Source organism: Streptomyces sp. NPDC054770, assembly GCF_053611985.1.
In genome coordinates this window covers 113505-127907 of the sequence record NZ_JBSHBL010000013.1, presented here as the reverse complement: position 1 = coordinate 127907, position 14403 = coordinate 113505, and the positions used below count along the sequence as shown (strand labels likewise).

General features: G+C 74.5%; 12 protein-coding genes. 6 read left to right on the top strand and 6 right to left on the bottom strand.

Features of this window, described 5'->3' with window-relative positions; genetic code table 11:
* The first annotated feature begins 1 nt into the window (after position 1).
* Entirely contained in the window at positions 2-931 is a 930-nt protein-coding gene (locus tag ACWGKQ_RS14925; protein ID WP_453292321.1) for a pyridoxamine 5'-phosphate oxidase family protein, read from the top strand.
* 48 nt (positions 932-979) lie between these two features.
* Here the strand turns inward: ACWGKQ_RS14925 and ACWGKQ_RS14920 are convergent, their stop codons facing one another.
* The 6 genes from ACWGKQ_RS14920 to ACWGKQ_RS14895 all read right to left on the bottom strand — a co-directional run bounded on the left by ACWGKQ_RS14920 (position 980) and on the right by ACWGKQ_RS14895 (position 7560).
* The gene (locus ACWGKQ_RS14920; RefSeq protein ID WP_453292320.1) at positions 980-2503 is read right to left on the bottom strand and encodes an alpha/beta hydrolase; all 1524 of its coding nucleotides are present in this window, start codon (positions 2501-2503) and stop codon (positions 980-982) included.
* On the bottom strand, positions 2500-3666 hold the full coding sequence (locus ACWGKQ_RS14915; protein ID WP_453292319.1) for a serine hydrolase domain-containing protein: 1167 nt from the start codon (positions 3664-3666) through the stop codon (positions 2500-2502). The genes ACWGKQ_RS14920 and ACWGKQ_RS14915 overlap by 4 nt, the downstream gene beginning before the upstream one ends.
* A gap of 105 nt (positions 3667-3771) precedes the next feature.
* Positions 3772-5031 (bottom strand): RNA polymerase sigma factor, encoded by a 1260-nt coding sequence (locus tag ACWGKQ_RS14910; RefSeq protein ID WP_453292318.1) that lies wholly within the window; start codon positions 5029-5031, stop codon positions 3772-3774.
* The gene (locus ACWGKQ_RS14905) at positions 5028-5369 is read right to left on the bottom strand and encodes a YciI family protein (RefSeq protein WP_453292317.1); all 342 of its coding nucleotides are present in this window, start codon (positions 5367-5369) and stop codon (positions 5028-5030) included. Before ACWGKQ_RS14905 ends, ACWGKQ_RS14910 begins: the two co-directional genes overlap by 4 nt.
* Positions 5366-6100, bottom strand: a complete 735-nt coding sequence (locus tag ACWGKQ_RS14900) for a nuclear transport factor 2 family protein (protein ID WP_453292316.1) — start codon at positions 6098-6100, stop codon at positions 5366-5368. The genes ACWGKQ_RS14905 and ACWGKQ_RS14900 overlap by 4 nt, the downstream gene beginning before the upstream one ends.
* Before the next feature lie 107 nt (positions 6101-6207).
* Positions 6208-7560: an FAD-binding protein gene (locus ACWGKQ_RS14895; protein WP_453292315.1), complete on the bottom strand. Its 1353-nt coding sequence runs from the start codon at positions 7558-7560 to the stop codon at positions 6208-6210.
* A 236-nt stretch (positions 7561-7796) separates the two neighbouring features.
* Between ACWGKQ_RS14895 and ACWGKQ_RS14890 the strand changes: the two genes are divergently transcribed.
* The 5 genes from ACWGKQ_RS14890 to hypF all read left to right on the top strand — a co-directional run bounded on the left by ACWGKQ_RS14890 (position 7797) and on the right by hypF (position 14402).
* Positions 7797-8990, top strand: coding sequence for an acyltransferase family protein (locus ACWGKQ_RS14890; protein ID WP_453292314.1), 1194 nt, complete (start codon positions 7797-7799; stop codon positions 8988-8990).
* A gap of 20 nt (positions 8991-9010) precedes the next feature.
* Complete coding sequence (locus ACWGKQ_RS14885; RefSeq protein WP_453292313.1) at positions 9011-10681, top strand: hydrogenase maturation protein; 1671 nt, start codon at positions 9011-9013, stop codon at positions 10679-10681.
* Positions 10678-11259 (top strand): hydrogenase maturation protease, encoded by a 582-nt coding sequence (locus ACWGKQ_RS14880; RefSeq protein WP_453292312.1) that lies wholly within the window; start codon positions 10678-10680, stop codon positions 11257-11259. Before ACWGKQ_RS14885 ends, ACWGKQ_RS14880 begins: the two co-directional genes overlap by 4 nt.
* 66 nt (positions 11260-11325) lie before the next feature.
* Positions 11326-12048, top strand: a complete 723-nt coding sequence (hypB, locus tag ACWGKQ_RS14875) for a hydrogenase nickel incorporation protein HypB (RefSeq protein WP_453292311.1) — start codon at positions 11326-11328, stop codon at positions 12046-12048.
* On the top strand, positions 12045-14402 hold the full coding sequence (hypF, locus tag ACWGKQ_RS14870) for a carbamoyltransferase HypF (protein ID WP_453292310.1): 2358 nt from the start codon (positions 12045-12047) through the stop codon (positions 14400-14402). Before hypB ends, hypF begins: the two co-directional genes overlap by 4 nt.
* Position 14403 lies beyond the last annotated feature (1 nt).

Genomic DNA, 14403 nt, shown 5'->3' with positions numbered 1-14403 from the left:
CGTGGCACTTCTCGACTCCGCCCCGCTCGACGTCCTCGACGCCTACCGGACCTGCGAGTTCGCCACCCTGGGCCGGGACGGCACCCCGCTCGCCTGGCCGACGGCGGTACGGCGCCGCCCGGACGGGACACTGCTGCTCAGCACCTCCCTGGCGTTCGCCCAGAAGGCGCTGAACATCCGCCGGGACGGCCGCGTCGCCCTGCTCTTCTCCGACCCCACCGGCAGCGGCCTGGAGAAGGCCCCGCAGATATTCGTCGGCGGCCGTGCCGACTGCCCCGACGAGATCATGACCGGGCCGCAGGGCGCCGAGGACTACTGGCGGATGCTGTTCGAACGGCAGCCGCACAGCAGGTCGTACGTCACGGCACCGATGCGGCTGCTGATGGACTGGTACTACCTGCGGCTGCTGATCACCGTGACGCCCGAGCAGGTCGTCGTACGGTCGCCGTCGCCCGCGTCGGACGCGTCCGCACCCACGGCGGCGGCCGGCGACCTGGTGGGCGCCGCGCAGCTCGCCCGCTTCCCGACCGCGGTGCTCGCCGCGCGCGACGCCTCCGGGGCGCCGGTGCTGGCCCGGACCCGGCCGGTGCCCACCGGCGAGGGGTTCGCCGTGGACGTACCGGCCGACTGCCCGGCCGTGCCGGGCCCCGCCGCGCTCCTGGTGCACCGGCACGACGACCGCCTCAACCACATGCAGAACGCGCTCGTGCGCGGCGAACTGCGCGCGAGCGGCTCCGGACTGCTGCTGGTCCCCGCCAAGGTGGTGGAGCCGATGGGCTCGGGCCGGGCGAGCGACGCGGTGAGCGTGCTCCGCACCACCAAACGGGCCACCGACCGCTACCTGCAACGGCGCGGCCTGCCCCGGCCGCAGGTGGAATGGCGGGAGTTCAGGGCGCTCGCGCAGGAAGCACGGCGGCACGGCAGCACCTGACCGGCGTGGACCGGGCCGTCCCCGCCGGGGACGGCCCGGAGGCGTCCGTCAGTGCGGGGACGCCTCACAGGTCACGTCCGTGGCCGGCAACCGCCCGGTGGCCAGGTAGGCGTTGACCGCCGTGTCGGCGCAGTCGCTGCCGTAGACGCCGAACACCGCGTGCTGGTCGGCACCGCGCAGGGTCACCAGCCGGGAGCCGGGCCAGTCACCCCGCACCGCCTGCGCGCCCTGGTAGGTGGTGCGCGGGTCTCCGGTCGCGTTGACGAGCAGCGCCGGCAGGTCGTCGCGGATCGTGGTCGGGCGCTCGCGCGGCGGATCCCAGAACGCGCACGGACCGATGTCGTTGGTCACCGGCCCGAACAACGGGTCCTGCGCGCGGGCCCGTTGCACGTCACGCCAGTACGTCTCCGGATCCCGCGGCGCACCGACGTCACCGCACAGGATGGACGTCTGCACGCTGCCGTACTCCGACTCGGAGCCGGTCAGCATGAACCCGAGCATGCCGGCGAGCCAGGGGCTCGGCGTGACCGCCTTCCCCTCGGCCGCCTCGCGCAGATCGCGCACCGCCCGCGCGAAGTCGCCGTACGCCGAATCGTTGTCCTGGGAGAGGCCGTTGAAGACGACGAGCGGTGCGACGCTCTCGTCCACCCGGTAGCCGCCGACCCGCAGCGGCGTGCGCTCGGCGGCCGCCTGGATCCGGTCGACCGCCGCCAGGACCGCGCCCCGGGTACGGCCCAGACCGTACGTCGAGTCGCGGGCGGCGGCCCAGGCGGCCCAGTCCCGCAGGGCGTGCCGGTTGGCGGGCTCGGCGCCCCGCAGCAGCCGCGGGTTGTAGCGGTCGGGATCGATCACCCCGTCCAGGACGACCCGGTCGGTGCGCTTCGGGAACATCGTGGCGTAGACCTCGCCGAGGTAACTGCCGTACGAGTAGCCGAGGTAGGAGATCCGCCGCTCCCCGAGCGCCGCGCGGATCACGTCCATGTCCCGCGCGGTGTTCCGGGTGGTGACGTACGGCAGGACGCCGCCCTCGTACTTCCGGCAGTCCCGGGCGAGTTCCTGGGCGAAAGCGGTCGAGCGGTCGAAGCCGGCCCGGTCGGGCCCCGGGCTGCGGAACTGCGACCCGGTCGGCCAGTGGCAGTCCAGCGGGGTGCTGCGGCCCACGAAACGGGGGTCCACGCCGACCACGTCGTACCGCTTGCCGGTGTCCTTCATCGCCTCCCGCACCCATGGCGGGTCACCGAGCGTCTGCCCGCCCGGGCCACCGCTGTTGAGCAGCAGCGCGCCGACGCGGTGCGCGGTGTCGGTGGCCCTGATCCGGGAGATCGCGACGGTGATCGTACGGCCGCCCGGGTCGTCGTAGTCCAGCGGCACGGTGACGTCGGCGCAGCGGGCGCCGGCCTTCTCGAGATCCTTGCCGGTGTCGTCGTCGGGTCCGCGCACGCAGCTCTTCCAGGTGAGGTGCTGGTGGTGGTAGCGGGCCAGTGGGTCCGGGGCGTTGGCGGTGGCCGGTGCGGTGCCGAGGGCCAGGGCGCTCGCCAGGGCCAGGGCGGCCGTGGCCGCGAAGCCGGTCATGCGGAGGTCCTTCCGGGGTCGCAGAGGGACTTGTCGACGAGGTCCTGGAAGTCCAGTTCGGCCTGGAGGCTGTCCGGTACCTGGTTCATGGCGACGGCCACGCTGCGCCCGCCGGGGCCGACGGCGACCAGCGCGCGATGGCCGCCGGGCACGGTCCCGGCGTGCCCCCACCACACCCCGCCGCACGACAGTGGTGACGAGATCAGGCCCAGCCCGTAACGGGCGCCCGGCCACAGCCGGTCCTGATCGGCGGTCACCGTCCGCCGCATCTCGGCGAGTTGGGCCGCCGGCAGCAGCCGTCCGCCGATCAGGGCGGTGGCGAACCGGGTGAGATCCGCCTGGGTGGAGACGAGCGCCCCGCCGACGCCGCCGAAGGTCATGTTCCAGTCGGTGCCGTCGACGCGCTGTCCGTCGTCGTCCGTGAAGTAGCTGTGGGAGTGCGCCCCTTGGATCCGGGTCTCGTCCCCCGGCCAGTAGGTGTCGTGCAACCCCAGGGGCCGGATCACCCGGCGGTCGATCTCGTCCTCGGGACCATGACCGGTGACCTGCCGGACGATCAGGCCCAGCACCAGGTAGTTGGTGGTGGCGTAGTGCCAGGACTGCTGCGGGCGCGGCAGTTCGAGGGCGCGCGCGATCAACTCACGCGGCTCGAAGTGGCGGTACCGCAGCCGCTGTGGGTGCTCCCACTCGGGTGCGTCGAGGTAGTCGGGCAACCCGCTGGTGTGGCGCAGGAGTTGCCGTAGGGTGATGTGGCGCCCGTCGTAGCCGTGGGCGTGGATCAGCCCGGGCAGGTAGCGGTCGACGGAGGCGTCGAGCGAGAGCCGGTGCTCGGCGACGAGTTGCAGGACGACCGTCGCGGTGAACGTCTTGGTGACGCTGCCGACGCGCAGCCGGTCGGTGGTGTTCATGGGCCGGCCGGTGCGCAGATCGGCCGTACCGGCCGTCTCGGTCCAGCGTCCGCACGGGCCGTCGGCGAGGACCGAGGCTCCGGCGATGTGGTCGTCAGTGGTCAGCTCGGTCAGCGCTCGGCGGACGCCGGCATGCGTACCGCAGCGCTCGGACGGCCCTGGAGGTGACGACTGCGCGGTGGCCGCCGGTGCGGCCGCCAGCACGATCGCCGCCACCGATAACGCCAGGGCGGACTTCACGGGAAACGTTGCCATGCACCAGCACGCTAGGGGCGGCCCGCCCCGTGATCACTCCAGCAGGCTGCCGGATTCGGAGTGGGGGCACCCCCCGGGCGGAGCCTGTGGCAGGCCCCCGGCTGGCTACGCCGACCGGCACTCCGCGAGCCGCTTCTCCAGGAACCTGCGTTCCGCCGCGTTCTCCACCGACTCCAGGGCCTGCTCGTACGACTCGGCCGCCTCCCGCAGGCGCCCCATGCGGCGCAGCAGGTCGGCGCGGGTCGCGGGCAGCAGGTGGTAGCCGGCCAGGTCGTCCGTCGCCTCCAGTTCCGCCACCAGGGCGAGGCCCGCCGCCCCGCCCTCGGCCATGCCCACGGCGACCGCGCGGTTCAGCCGGACCACCGCCGAGGGGACGTACCGCTGGAGTTCCCCGTAGAGGCCGGCGATGTCGGCCCAGTCGGTGTCGGCGGCTCGCGGTGCGGTGGTGTGACAGGCGGCGATGGCGGCCTGGATCTGGTACGGGCCGGGGCGCCCCCGGCGCAGCGCGCCTTCCAGGAGCGCGGTGCCCTCCTCGATCTCGGCGCGGTCCCAGGCCGTGCGGTCCTGGTCCTCCAGGGTCACCAGGTCGCCGGCCGCGTCCACCCGGGTCTCCCGGCGGGCGTCGTGCAGCAGCATCAGCGCGAGCAGCCCGACGACCTCCGGTTCGTCGGGCATCAGCCCGGCCAGCAGCCGGGCCAGCCGGATCGCCTCGGCGCACAGGCCGGTCCGCATCAGGCCGGCCCCGGCCGTGGCCGCGTACCCCTCGTTGAACAGGAGATAGAGCACGCCGAGGACACCGGTGGTGCGCTCGGGCAGCAGGTGCGCCGGCGGCACCCGGTACGGGATGCCGGCGTTGCGGATCTTCCGCTTGGCCCGCACCAGCCGCTGTGCCATCGTCGCCTCGGGGACGAGGAAGGCGCGGGCGATCTCGGGCGTGGTCAGCCCGGCGAGGGTGCGCAGGGTCAGCGCGACCCGGGCCTCGATCGGCAGCGCCGGATGGCAGCAGGTGAAGACCAGCCGCAGCCGGTCGTCCGCCACCCCGCTGTCGTCGCCGTCCTGGTCCGGGTCGTACGGCCCCTCGTCGCGTGCCAGCACTGCCGCCTCCCGCAGCTTCCGGGCCCCCACCGCCTCCCGGCGCAGCACGTCCAGGGCACGGTTGCGGGCGGTCGTGGTCAGCCAGGCGCCGGGGCGGTCCGGCACCCCGTCGTGCCGCCACCGCTCCAGCGCCTGGGCGAAGGCGTCCTGCGCGCACTCCTCGGCGAGGTCCCAGTCGCCGGTCACCCGGATCAGGGTGGCGACGACCTGGGCCCACTCCGCGCGGAAGGCGGCGGCGACGGCCTCCTCGACCTCGTCCGTGCTGCTCACTCCCAGACCGGCCGTACCTCTACCGAGCCGCCGGCCAGCGCCGCGGGGTGCCGGGAGGCCAGCGCGATCGCCTCGTCGAGGTCGGCTACCTCGATCACGTCGAAGCCCGCGATGTACTCCTTGGTCTCGGCGAACGGCCCGTCGCTGAGCAGCACTTCGGCGCCCTGGACCCGGACGGTCGTGGCGTCGGCGGCGGGCCGCAGCCGGGCGCCGCCCCGGACGACGTCCCGGGTGCGGACCTCGTCGATGTACGAGGTGAAGCGCGGGTCCTCGGCGATCTCCGCGGGGCTGAGTTCCGCGCCGCCGACGGGGGTGCAGATGAACATGACGTACTTCATGACGGGTTCGCCTCCAGGGGCACCGAGACGTGTTCGTGGGCGATCACCCAGCTGAAACCGGTGTCCCGGTAGCCGGTGGTCACCCGTACCACCCGGTCCAGGGGCTCCCCGGTCACCCGGGTGCCGCGGAGCCGGACGAGGGCGTGGCTGAAGGTGCTGCCCTCCCCGGGACGGACGCGGAGTTCCAGCACCTCGCGATGCACGGGCCCGGTCAGCGTCGCGAACCACTCCTCGGCCGTCTTGCGCAGCGCGCCGATCCCCGACTGCCCCTGCAGACCGGCGGGTCCGAAGGCCTCCACATCGGGGGCGTAGCAGGCCATCATCCGCTCGACGTCCCGCTCGCCGACGGCCTCGGTCAGTTCGGCGTCGATCCGGCGGACGGCCCCCTCGGCGTCCTCCATGAGCCCCTCGTCCCAGAACGGGCGCACCTCCATCGCCCCGATGGCGGCCACCGGATGCCCGGCGGCGATCCGTACGGCCTCCTCCAGGCTGTCGCAGTCGACGACGTCGAACCCGGCCACGTACTCCTTCGTCTCCGCGAACGGCCCGTCGGTCCGCAGCACCTCCCCGTCACGCACCCGCACGGTGACCGCCCGGTCCGGCAGTTGCAGCCGGTGGCCGTACAACCGGGTCCCGCCGCGGACGCCGTGCTCCTCCACCCAGGGTTCGACCGGCGCCATCCCGGACGCGTCGGCGGTGTCGTCGCCGCAGACCAGCAACATGTACTTCATGGTTCCTCCCGGTCCTCAAGAGCTTCCTACACCCCACCGACGAACGGGGCCCGCCGGAATCGACACCCCGCCGGAACGCGCTGCCGACGTCCCGGTCCGCTCCCGTCTCACGACGGCCCCCACAGGCCGTGCCCCCGGCCCAGGACGCCGTACGGGTCGTGGACGCTCTTGGCCCCGGCGAGGGTGTCCCACCCGCTGCCGTAGTGCTCCCGCCAGTCGTCGGGGGACATCGGCAGCGCGTTGGCCGGATAGGCGACCGCACCCTGCGCCCGCGCGAACTCGTACGCCCTGCGGTTGGCGGCCACCATCGGGTCGGCCGTGCCCGGGAGGGCGGTGCGCAGCAGGGCGAGCAGATGGACGACTTCGCCGCGCGGGCGCCGGAACAGCGGGGCCCGCAGGGCGCCGGTGCGGAGCGGGTAGAGCAGCACCAGGCCGCCCGTGCGCAGGTCCCGGAAGCCGGGGTCGGCGAGGACGCCGGTCACGACGGACGCGGCGGTGTCCTCCGGGAGCAGCAGATTCAGCCAGGGATGCGGGTGCAGCCACTCGCCGCTCGCCCGCAGCACCTCCTCGTCGGTGGCCACCCGGTTCGCGAACTCGGCGTAATCGAGGTCCGTGCTCTCGGACCCGGTGAAGGAGAGGCCACCGAGGAGGGCCTCGTCGTCGGGCGGGGTCGGACCCCGATGGGCGGCCAGGGCCTCGACCATGTACGTCCAGTCGCCGGCGGTGTCCTCGACGGGGCGGGCCTGGCCTTCGAGATAGTCGAAGCGCCGGTCCGTCGCAAGGAGGCGCTGGTCGGCCAGGTAGCCGTCCAGGTCCGGGTAGTACAGGCAGTAGCGGCGCACCAGGGCGGGTGCGGGGGACAGCCGCAGGGTGGCCCGGACGATGACGGCGACCTGTCCCAGGCCGGCCAGGACCGCGTGGAAGAGGGCGCCGTGCCGCTCCGGCGAGCAGACCAGGTGCTCACCGGCGCCGGTCACCACCTCCAGCTCCAGCACCGAGTCCGCGACCAGGCCGTGCCGGTGGCTCGCGCCGCCCAGCCCGCCCACGCTCAGCACGCCGCCGACACCGGCACCGAGGTAGTCGGTGAGCACGGGCGGGGCGAGCCCGTACGGCAGGGTCGCCGCGAGCACGTCCCGCCACAGCGCGCCCGCCTGCACCGCCACCCGGTCCCCGGCCACCGGCCCGACCGCGCTCAGCTCCCGCAGGTCGAGGACGATCCCGCCGCGGGCCTGGCCCTGGCCGTACATCGAGTGACCGCCGGCCCGCGCCGCCACCGGGATCCCGCGCGGCCCGGCATACGCCAGCGCGTCCCCGACCTCGGCCGCCGACCGGGGCCGCAGCACGCCGAGCGGCGGTGCGCACACCAGGTGGCCGAAGTCCTCCGCGGCTTCCCGCCGGATCTCCGGGCGGGTGTCCAGCAGTTCCACGAATCGTGCGGAGACACGGTCCGACGACGTCACGCGGCACGCTCCCAAGAGGCATCGGTCGACACGGGCCCACCCATCGTCGCGCCGCCGGCACGCTCGACGGTCACCGTTTCCCGCACCGACACCTGAACATCGCCGTGGGTTTACCTCGCCGGATTCCGGAGAGCAGCGTGACCGGAGTACTGCCCTCCCCGGTCCCCGGTCCCCGGTCCCCGGTCCCCGGTCCCCGGCGTCCAGACCGTCAGGGGCCCCGTCGCTCTCCGGAGCGCATGTCGCATGAGAGGTGTTCTGGTCTGTCCGGGTCCCGAGAGACAGCGACCGCAGTCCACCCGCCCGCGCCCGCCGCGGACCGCACACCGGGCCCGCCGCCCCGCCCGGGCCCGGCCGCCCGCAGCGGTCCACGGCCGGCCCGCCGCGACGCCTACTTCGACAACGCGAAGTACCTGGCGATCGTGCTGGTGGCCATCGGGCACTCCTGGGAGCCGCTGCGCTCGGACAGCCGTACCGTCACCGCGCTCTACACGTTCGTGTACGCCTTCCACATGCCGGCGTTCATCGTCGTCTCCGGGTACTTCTCCCGCAGCTTCGACGCGAGCCCGGCCCGGATCAGGCGGCTGGTCACCGGGGTCGCCGTGCCCTACGTGGTGTTCGAGGTCGCCTACACCCTCTTCACCCGCTGGAGCGACCACGCCCCGGACCGCGACATCAGCCTGCTGGACCCGCTGTACCTGACCTGGTTCCTCGCGGCCCTGTTCATCTGGCGGCTGACCACGCCCGTCTGGCGGCTGCTGCGGTGGCCGCTGCCCGTCGCGCTCGCGATCGCCATGCTCGCGAGCCTGTCACCGTCCATCGGCAGGGACCTCGACCTCCAGCGGGTCCTGCAGTTCCTGCCGTACTTCGTGCTCGGCCTGTGCCTGCGGCCGGAGCACTTCGGCCTGCTGCGCCGATGGAGCGTGCGGGTGGCCGCCCTGCCCGTGGCCGGCTGCGCCCTCGCCGTGGCGTACTGGTCGGTGCCGCACCTCGGCTACCGCTGGTTCTTCCACCGGGACAGCGCCCAGCAGCTCGGTGTGCCCGCCTGGTACGGGCCCGTCATGACCCTCGCCACCTTCGGCTGCTCCCTGGTGCTGGCCGCCTGCTTCCTCGCCTGGGTGCCGGGCCGCCGCACCTGGTTCACCGCCCTCGGCGCGGGCACGCTGTACGGCTATCTGCTGCACGGCTTCGTCGCACAGAGCGCCAAGCCCGCCCACTGGTACGCCCCGGCCTGGATGCACGGCCCGCTGGGCGCGCCGACCGCCACCCTCGTCGCCGCCGTGGTGGTGACCCTGCTGTGCACCCCGCCGGTGCGCCGGGTCTTCCGGTACGTGATGGAGCCCAGAATGGAGTGGGCGTTCCGGGCCCGGGAGGGCCGACCGGCGCAGGACGGCCCGCGAAACGCCGCACGGGTCCTTTCCGGGAGCCGGTGAAGCGGTAAATATGCCGCACCATGGACATCCTGCTCGTCGCGAGCGCGTTCAACAGCCTGTCCCAGCGGGTCTACGCCGAACTGTCCGACCTCGGCCACCGGGTGGACGTCGTCCTCGCCGGCCACGGCCCCGACACCGTCCGCCGCGCCGTACGGGACCGGCGCCCGGAGCTGATCATCGCCCCGATGCTGAAGACGGCACTCCCCGAGGACGTCTGGCAGGAGCACACCTGCCTGATCGTCCACCCGGGACCGCTCGGCGACCGCGGCCCCTCCTCCCTCGACTGGGCCATCGCCGGCGAGGCGGCCCAGTGGGGGGTGACCGTGCTGCAGGCCGAGGCGGCCATGGACGCGGGCGCGGTCTGGGCCGGCGAGCCGTTCCCGGTGGCGCCGGTCGGCAAGAGCGACCTGTACCGCAACGAGGCCGCCGACGCGGCCCTCACCGCCGTCCACCGGGCCGTACGACGGTACGCGGACGGCTCGTACAAACCGCGGCCGCAGAACGATCCCGCCATCCACGGGCAGGTCGTCTGGCGTGACGTCTTCCGGCAGCAGCGGCGGCGGATCGACTGGTCGGCCGACGACACCGCGACGGTGCTTCGCAAGCTGCGCGGCGCCGACTCGCAGCCGGGGGTGCTGGACGAACTCCGCGGCCGTGAGGTCTTCCTGCACGGCGGCCACCCCGAGGACGAACTGCGCGGAGCCCCCGGTGAGCTGCTCGCGACCCGGGCGGGCGCGGTCTGCCGGGCCACCCGCGACGGCGCCGTCTGGATCCCGGAACTGCGCCCCCGCAAGAACTCCGGCGACCCGGCCCCCTTCCGCCGCCCCGCCACCGACGTCCTCGCCGACCCCGCCCTCCCCGAGAGCCCCGCCCCGCTCGAACTCCAGCCGGACCGCCGCACCTGGACCGACATCCGCTACCGGCAGCACGGCGACGTCGGCCTCGTCGCCTTCTCCTTCCCCGGCGGCGCGATGAGCACCGACCACTGCCGCCGCCTGCTCGCCGCCTACCGGTACGCCCTCGAACGGCCCACCCGGGTCCTGGTGCTCGGCGGCCGGCGCGACTTCTTCTCCAACGGCATCCACCTCAACGTCATCGAGGCCGCCGCGGACCCCGCCGAGGAGTCCCGCACCAACCTCGACGCCATGGACGACCTGGTCGAGGCCGTGCTGCGGACCACCGACCGGCTCGTGGTGGCCGCGCTCGGCGGGAACGCGGCGGCCGGCGGTGCCATGCTCGCCCTCGCCGCCGACGAGGTCTGGTGCCGGACCGGTGCCGTCCTCAACCCGCACTACCGGCGGATGGGCCTGTACGGCTCGGAGTTCTGGACCTACTCGCTGCCCCGCCGCGTCGGCGCGCAGACCGCCCGGCGGCTGACGGAGGAGGCCCAGCCGGTGAGCGCCGCGACGGCCGCCCGGACCGGGCTCGTCGACCGGCTGCTGCCGGTCCCCGCACAGGGCTTCACCGCCGAGGTCGAGCGCCTGGCGGCCGAGCTCGCCCGCACCCCGGACCTCGACCGCCGGATCGCCGCCAAGGCCGCGGCACGCCGGGCCGACGAGGCCGAGCGGCCGCTCGCCGAGTACCGGAGGGAGGAACTCGCCCGGATGCACGCGGTGTTCTTCGACCCGGGCGCCGCCTACCACTCGCTGCGCTCCGACTTCGTCCGCAAGGTCCCGGGCGGTGCCCGGTGACGCGGCTGCTGGTGGCCGGCGTCGGCAACATCTTCCTCGGCGACGACGCCTTCGGCCCGGAGGTGATCCGCGCCCTGGAGGCGCGTCCGCTGCCGCCCGAGGTACGGGTCCACGACTACGGCATCCGGGGCATGGACCTCGCCTACACCCTGCTCGACGGCTGGTCGGTGGTCGTGCTCGTGGACGCGGCCGCCCGCGGCGAACACCCCGGCACCCTGTCCCTCGTCGAACCCGAACTCCCCGACCGCCGCTCGGCCGCCCCGCCCGAGGCGCACGGCATGGACCCGGCGAAGGTGCTCGCGCTCGCCGCCCACCTCGGCGACGAACCGCTGCCCCGCGTCCTCGTGCTCGCCTGCGAACCCGGGGAGCTGCCGCGCGGCGACGAGGACATCACCCCCGGGCTGAGCGCACCCGTCCGGGACGCGGTCGGACTGGCCGTCGCCGTCCTGCACACCCTGGTCCCGGCGCTGCTCGCCGATCCCCTGGTCACGCCCGCGTTGGACCGCCCGGAGGAATCCACGGCCCCCGCCGCGGCCGGTCGCCCGCCGACAGCCGCCACCGGCGCGGAGGATCGCTAGCGGACCAGGACGCGGACCCACCGCTTCGCCGGTCCTTCCCGCAGGCTCAGCGACCGAGGAGCGCCCATGTGTCAGTCCGAGGAGGTCACCCGGGCCGTCCTGGCCAGGAACGACGGCCTGGCCGCGAGCCTGCGCAGCGATCTGGCCGACCGCGGGGTCGGCGTGGTGAACCTGCTCTCCAGCCCCGGCAGCGGCAAGACCGAACTGCTCGGCCGGGTGCTGGCCCGGGCGGGGGAGCGGGGCGTCCCCGTCGCCGCCTTCACCGCCGACCTCGCCACCGAGAACGACGCGAAACGCCTGGCCCGTTCGGGAGCGCCGGTCAAGCAGCTGCTCACCGACGGGCTGTGCCACCTGGAGGCCCGCCAGGTCCGCGGCCATCTGGAGGGCTGGCTGCCGCCGGACACCGCGCTGCTGTTCGTGGAGAACGTCGGCAACCTGGTCTGCCCGGCCTCCTACGACCTCGGCGAGCATCTGCGGATCGTGCTGATGGCGGTGACCGAGGGCGAGGACAAGCCGTCGAAGTACCCCACCGCCTTCGGCTCCGCGCACCTGGTCGTGCTCACCAAGACCGACCTCGCCGGTCCGGCCGGCTTCGACGAGACCGCCTTCGCCGAGCACGTACGGCGGGTCAACCCCGGGGTGGAGATCATCCGCTCCTGCGCCCGGACCGGCGAGGGCGTCGACACGGTCCTCGACCGGGTGCTCGCCGTACGCGACGGCGCCCCGACGCACCGGCCCCCGCTCGCCCCGCACCCGCACGGTCACGTCCACGCCCCCAGCGCCTCGTGACCGCGCCCGCCACGACGGCGGCCGTCCGCCGGCGCGTCACGGTGCGCGGTACCGTGCAGGGCGTGGGCTTCCGCCCCTACGTCCACCGCCTGGCCGCCGAACTCGCCCTCGACGGGTTCGTCAGCAACACGGCGGGCGGGGTGCTCATCGAGGTCGAGGGAGCCGCCGCCGGCGTCGAACGGTTCTGCGAGCGGCTCGCGGGTGAGCCGCCGCCGCTGGCCACCGTGACCGCCGTGGCCGTCGAGGAGGTACCGGCCACCGGGGCGGACACCGGCTTCACCATCCGCGCCACCGAACACTCGGCCCCGGGCCGCACCCAGCTCCCGCCCGACACCGCGACCTGCGCCGACTGCTTGCGGGAACTGGCCGATCCGGCCGACCGCCGGCACCGCCACCCCTTCATCACCTGCACCCACTGCGGACCCCGCTTCACCATCGCCACCGGCATGCCCTACGACCGCGCGGTCACCACCATGTCCGGCTTCCCCATGTGCCCCGCCTGCACCCGGGAGTACGCCGCCCCGGCCGACCGCCGCTTCCACGCCCAGCCCGTGGCCTGCCCGGACTGCGGCCCCCGGCTGCGACTGGTGCCCGCCGCCGGCAGCGGGGTGAGAGCCGCTCGCGACGGTGACGCCCTCTCACGGGCACGAGAACTGCTCGCCGCCGGGCGGATCATCGCCGTGAAGGGCGTCGGCGGCTACCACCTGGCCTGCGACGCCTCCGACGCCCGGGCCGTCGACACCCTGCGCACTCGCAAGGCACGGGGCGACAAGCCGTTCGCGGTGATGTGCGCCGACCTCGGCGAGGCGGAGCGGATCGCCGAGGTCGGGACGGCCGAACGGGCCGCGCTCACCAGCCTCCGGCGCCCCATCGTCCTGCTGCGCCCCCGCCCCGCCGCCCGGCTCGCACCCGGCGTCTGCCCCGGCAGCCCGCACCTCGGCGTGCTGCTGCCCTACACCCCTGTCCACACCCTCCTCTTCGGCCTCCCCGGCGACCCGCCCGGCCCCCGCGTCCTGGTCATGACCAGCGGCAACCGCTCCGGCGAGCCCATCGTCACGGACGACGACGAGGCGCTGACCCGGCTGTTCGGACTGGCCGACGCCTGGCTCGCCCACGACCGGCCCATCGCCTCGCCGTGCGACGACTCCCTGCTGCGGGTCCGCGCCGACGGTGCCGAACAGGTGCTGCGCCGCTCCCGCGGATACGTGCCGCGCCCGCTGCGCCTGCCCGTTCCGGTGCGGCCCGCGCTCGCGGTGGGCGGCGACCTGAAGAACGCGCTGTGCGTCGGCGAGGGCGACCTGGCCTGGTTCGGGCCGCACATCGGCGACATGGGCGACCTGGCCACCCTGGAGGCCGCCGTCCGCGCGGAACGGCACATGCGCCGGCTGACCGGGGTCCGCCCCGAACTGGTCGCCGCCGACCGCCACCCCGGCTACCACTCCGCCGCCTGGGCCCGCCGCAGGTCCACCCGACTGGCCCTCGGCAAGCCCGTGTTCGTCCAGCACCACCACGCCCACATCGCCTCGGCCATGGCCCAGGCCGGGCTCGACGGCACCACACCCGTCATCGGCGTCGCCTTCGACGGCACCGGCTACGGCGACGACGGCACCGTCTGGGGCGGCGAGGTGCTCGTCGCCGACTACACCGGCTACCGGCGCCTCGCCCACCTCGCCCCGGCCCCGCTGCCCGGCGGGGACGCGGGCGTCGCCAACCCGTGCAGGACGGCACTGGCCCGGCTGTGGGCGGCCGGACTGCCCTGGGACGCCGACCTGCCCAGCGTCGCCGCCTGCTCCCGCGATGAACTCCGGCTGTTGGAAAGGCAGTTGCCAGGCCAGGTGGGCTGCGTGGCCACTTCCAGCATGGGCCGGCTCTTCGACGCCGTGTCGTCCCTCGCGGGCGTCTGCCACCGCGCCGGGTACGAGGCCCAGGCCGCCCTGGAGCTGGAGGCACAGGCCTGCGTGGCGTGGGGCGACGACACGGGCGGGTACCCCTTCGGCGACCGCTTCGACCCGGCCCCCGCCCTGCGCGTGATCATCGCCGACCTGCGGCGCGGCACCCCGGTGCCGGTGATCGCGGCCCGCTTCCACCGCGGCCTCGCCCGGGCGGTCCTGGACCTCTGCGCCGGGGCGCGCCGGGCCACCGGACTGACCACGGTCGCCCTCACCGGAGGCGTGTTCGCCAACGCGCTCCTCGAAGACGCCGGCACGGACCTGCTGCACGGCGCCGGATTCACGGTCCTGCGGCACGGCGAAGTCCCGCCGAACGACGGCGGACTGGCGCTCGGGCAACTGGTGGTAGCGGCCCACCGGAGGTCCGGCGACGGACGGAACACAGTCAGCGACGAGACGGAGTGAC

Bases quoted from the DNA above. Each gene is read 5' to 3' on its own strand.
- ACWGKQ_RS14920 (WP_453292320.1), bottom strand. From the start codon at position 2,503: ATGACCGGCTTCGCGGCCACGGCCGCCCTGGCCCTGGCGAGCGCCCTG.
- ACWGKQ_RS14915 (WP_453292319.1), bottom strand. From the start codon at position 3,666: ATGGCAACGTTTCCCGTGAAGTCCGCCCTGGCGTTATCGGTGGCGGCG.
- ACWGKQ_RS14905 (WP_453292317.1), bottom strand. From the start codon at position 5,369: ATGAAGTACGTCATGTTCATCTGCACCCCCGTCGGCGGCGCGGAACTC.
- ACWGKQ_RS14900 (WP_453292316.1), bottom strand. From the start codon at position 6,100: ATGAAGTACATGTTGCTGGTCTGCGGCGACGACACCGCCGACGCGTCC.
- ACWGKQ_RS14890 (WP_453292314.1), top strand. From the start codon at position 7,797: ATGTCGCATGAGAGGTGTTCTGGTCTGTCCGGGTCCCGAGAGACAGCG.
- ACWGKQ_RS14885 (WP_453292313.1), top strand. From the start codon at position 9,011: ATGGACATCCTGCTCGTCGCGAGCGCGTTCAACAGCCTGTCCCAGCGG.
- hypB (WP_453292311.1), top strand. From the start codon at position 11,326: ATGTGTCAGTCCGAGGAGGTCACCCGGGCCGTCCTGGCCAGGAACGAC.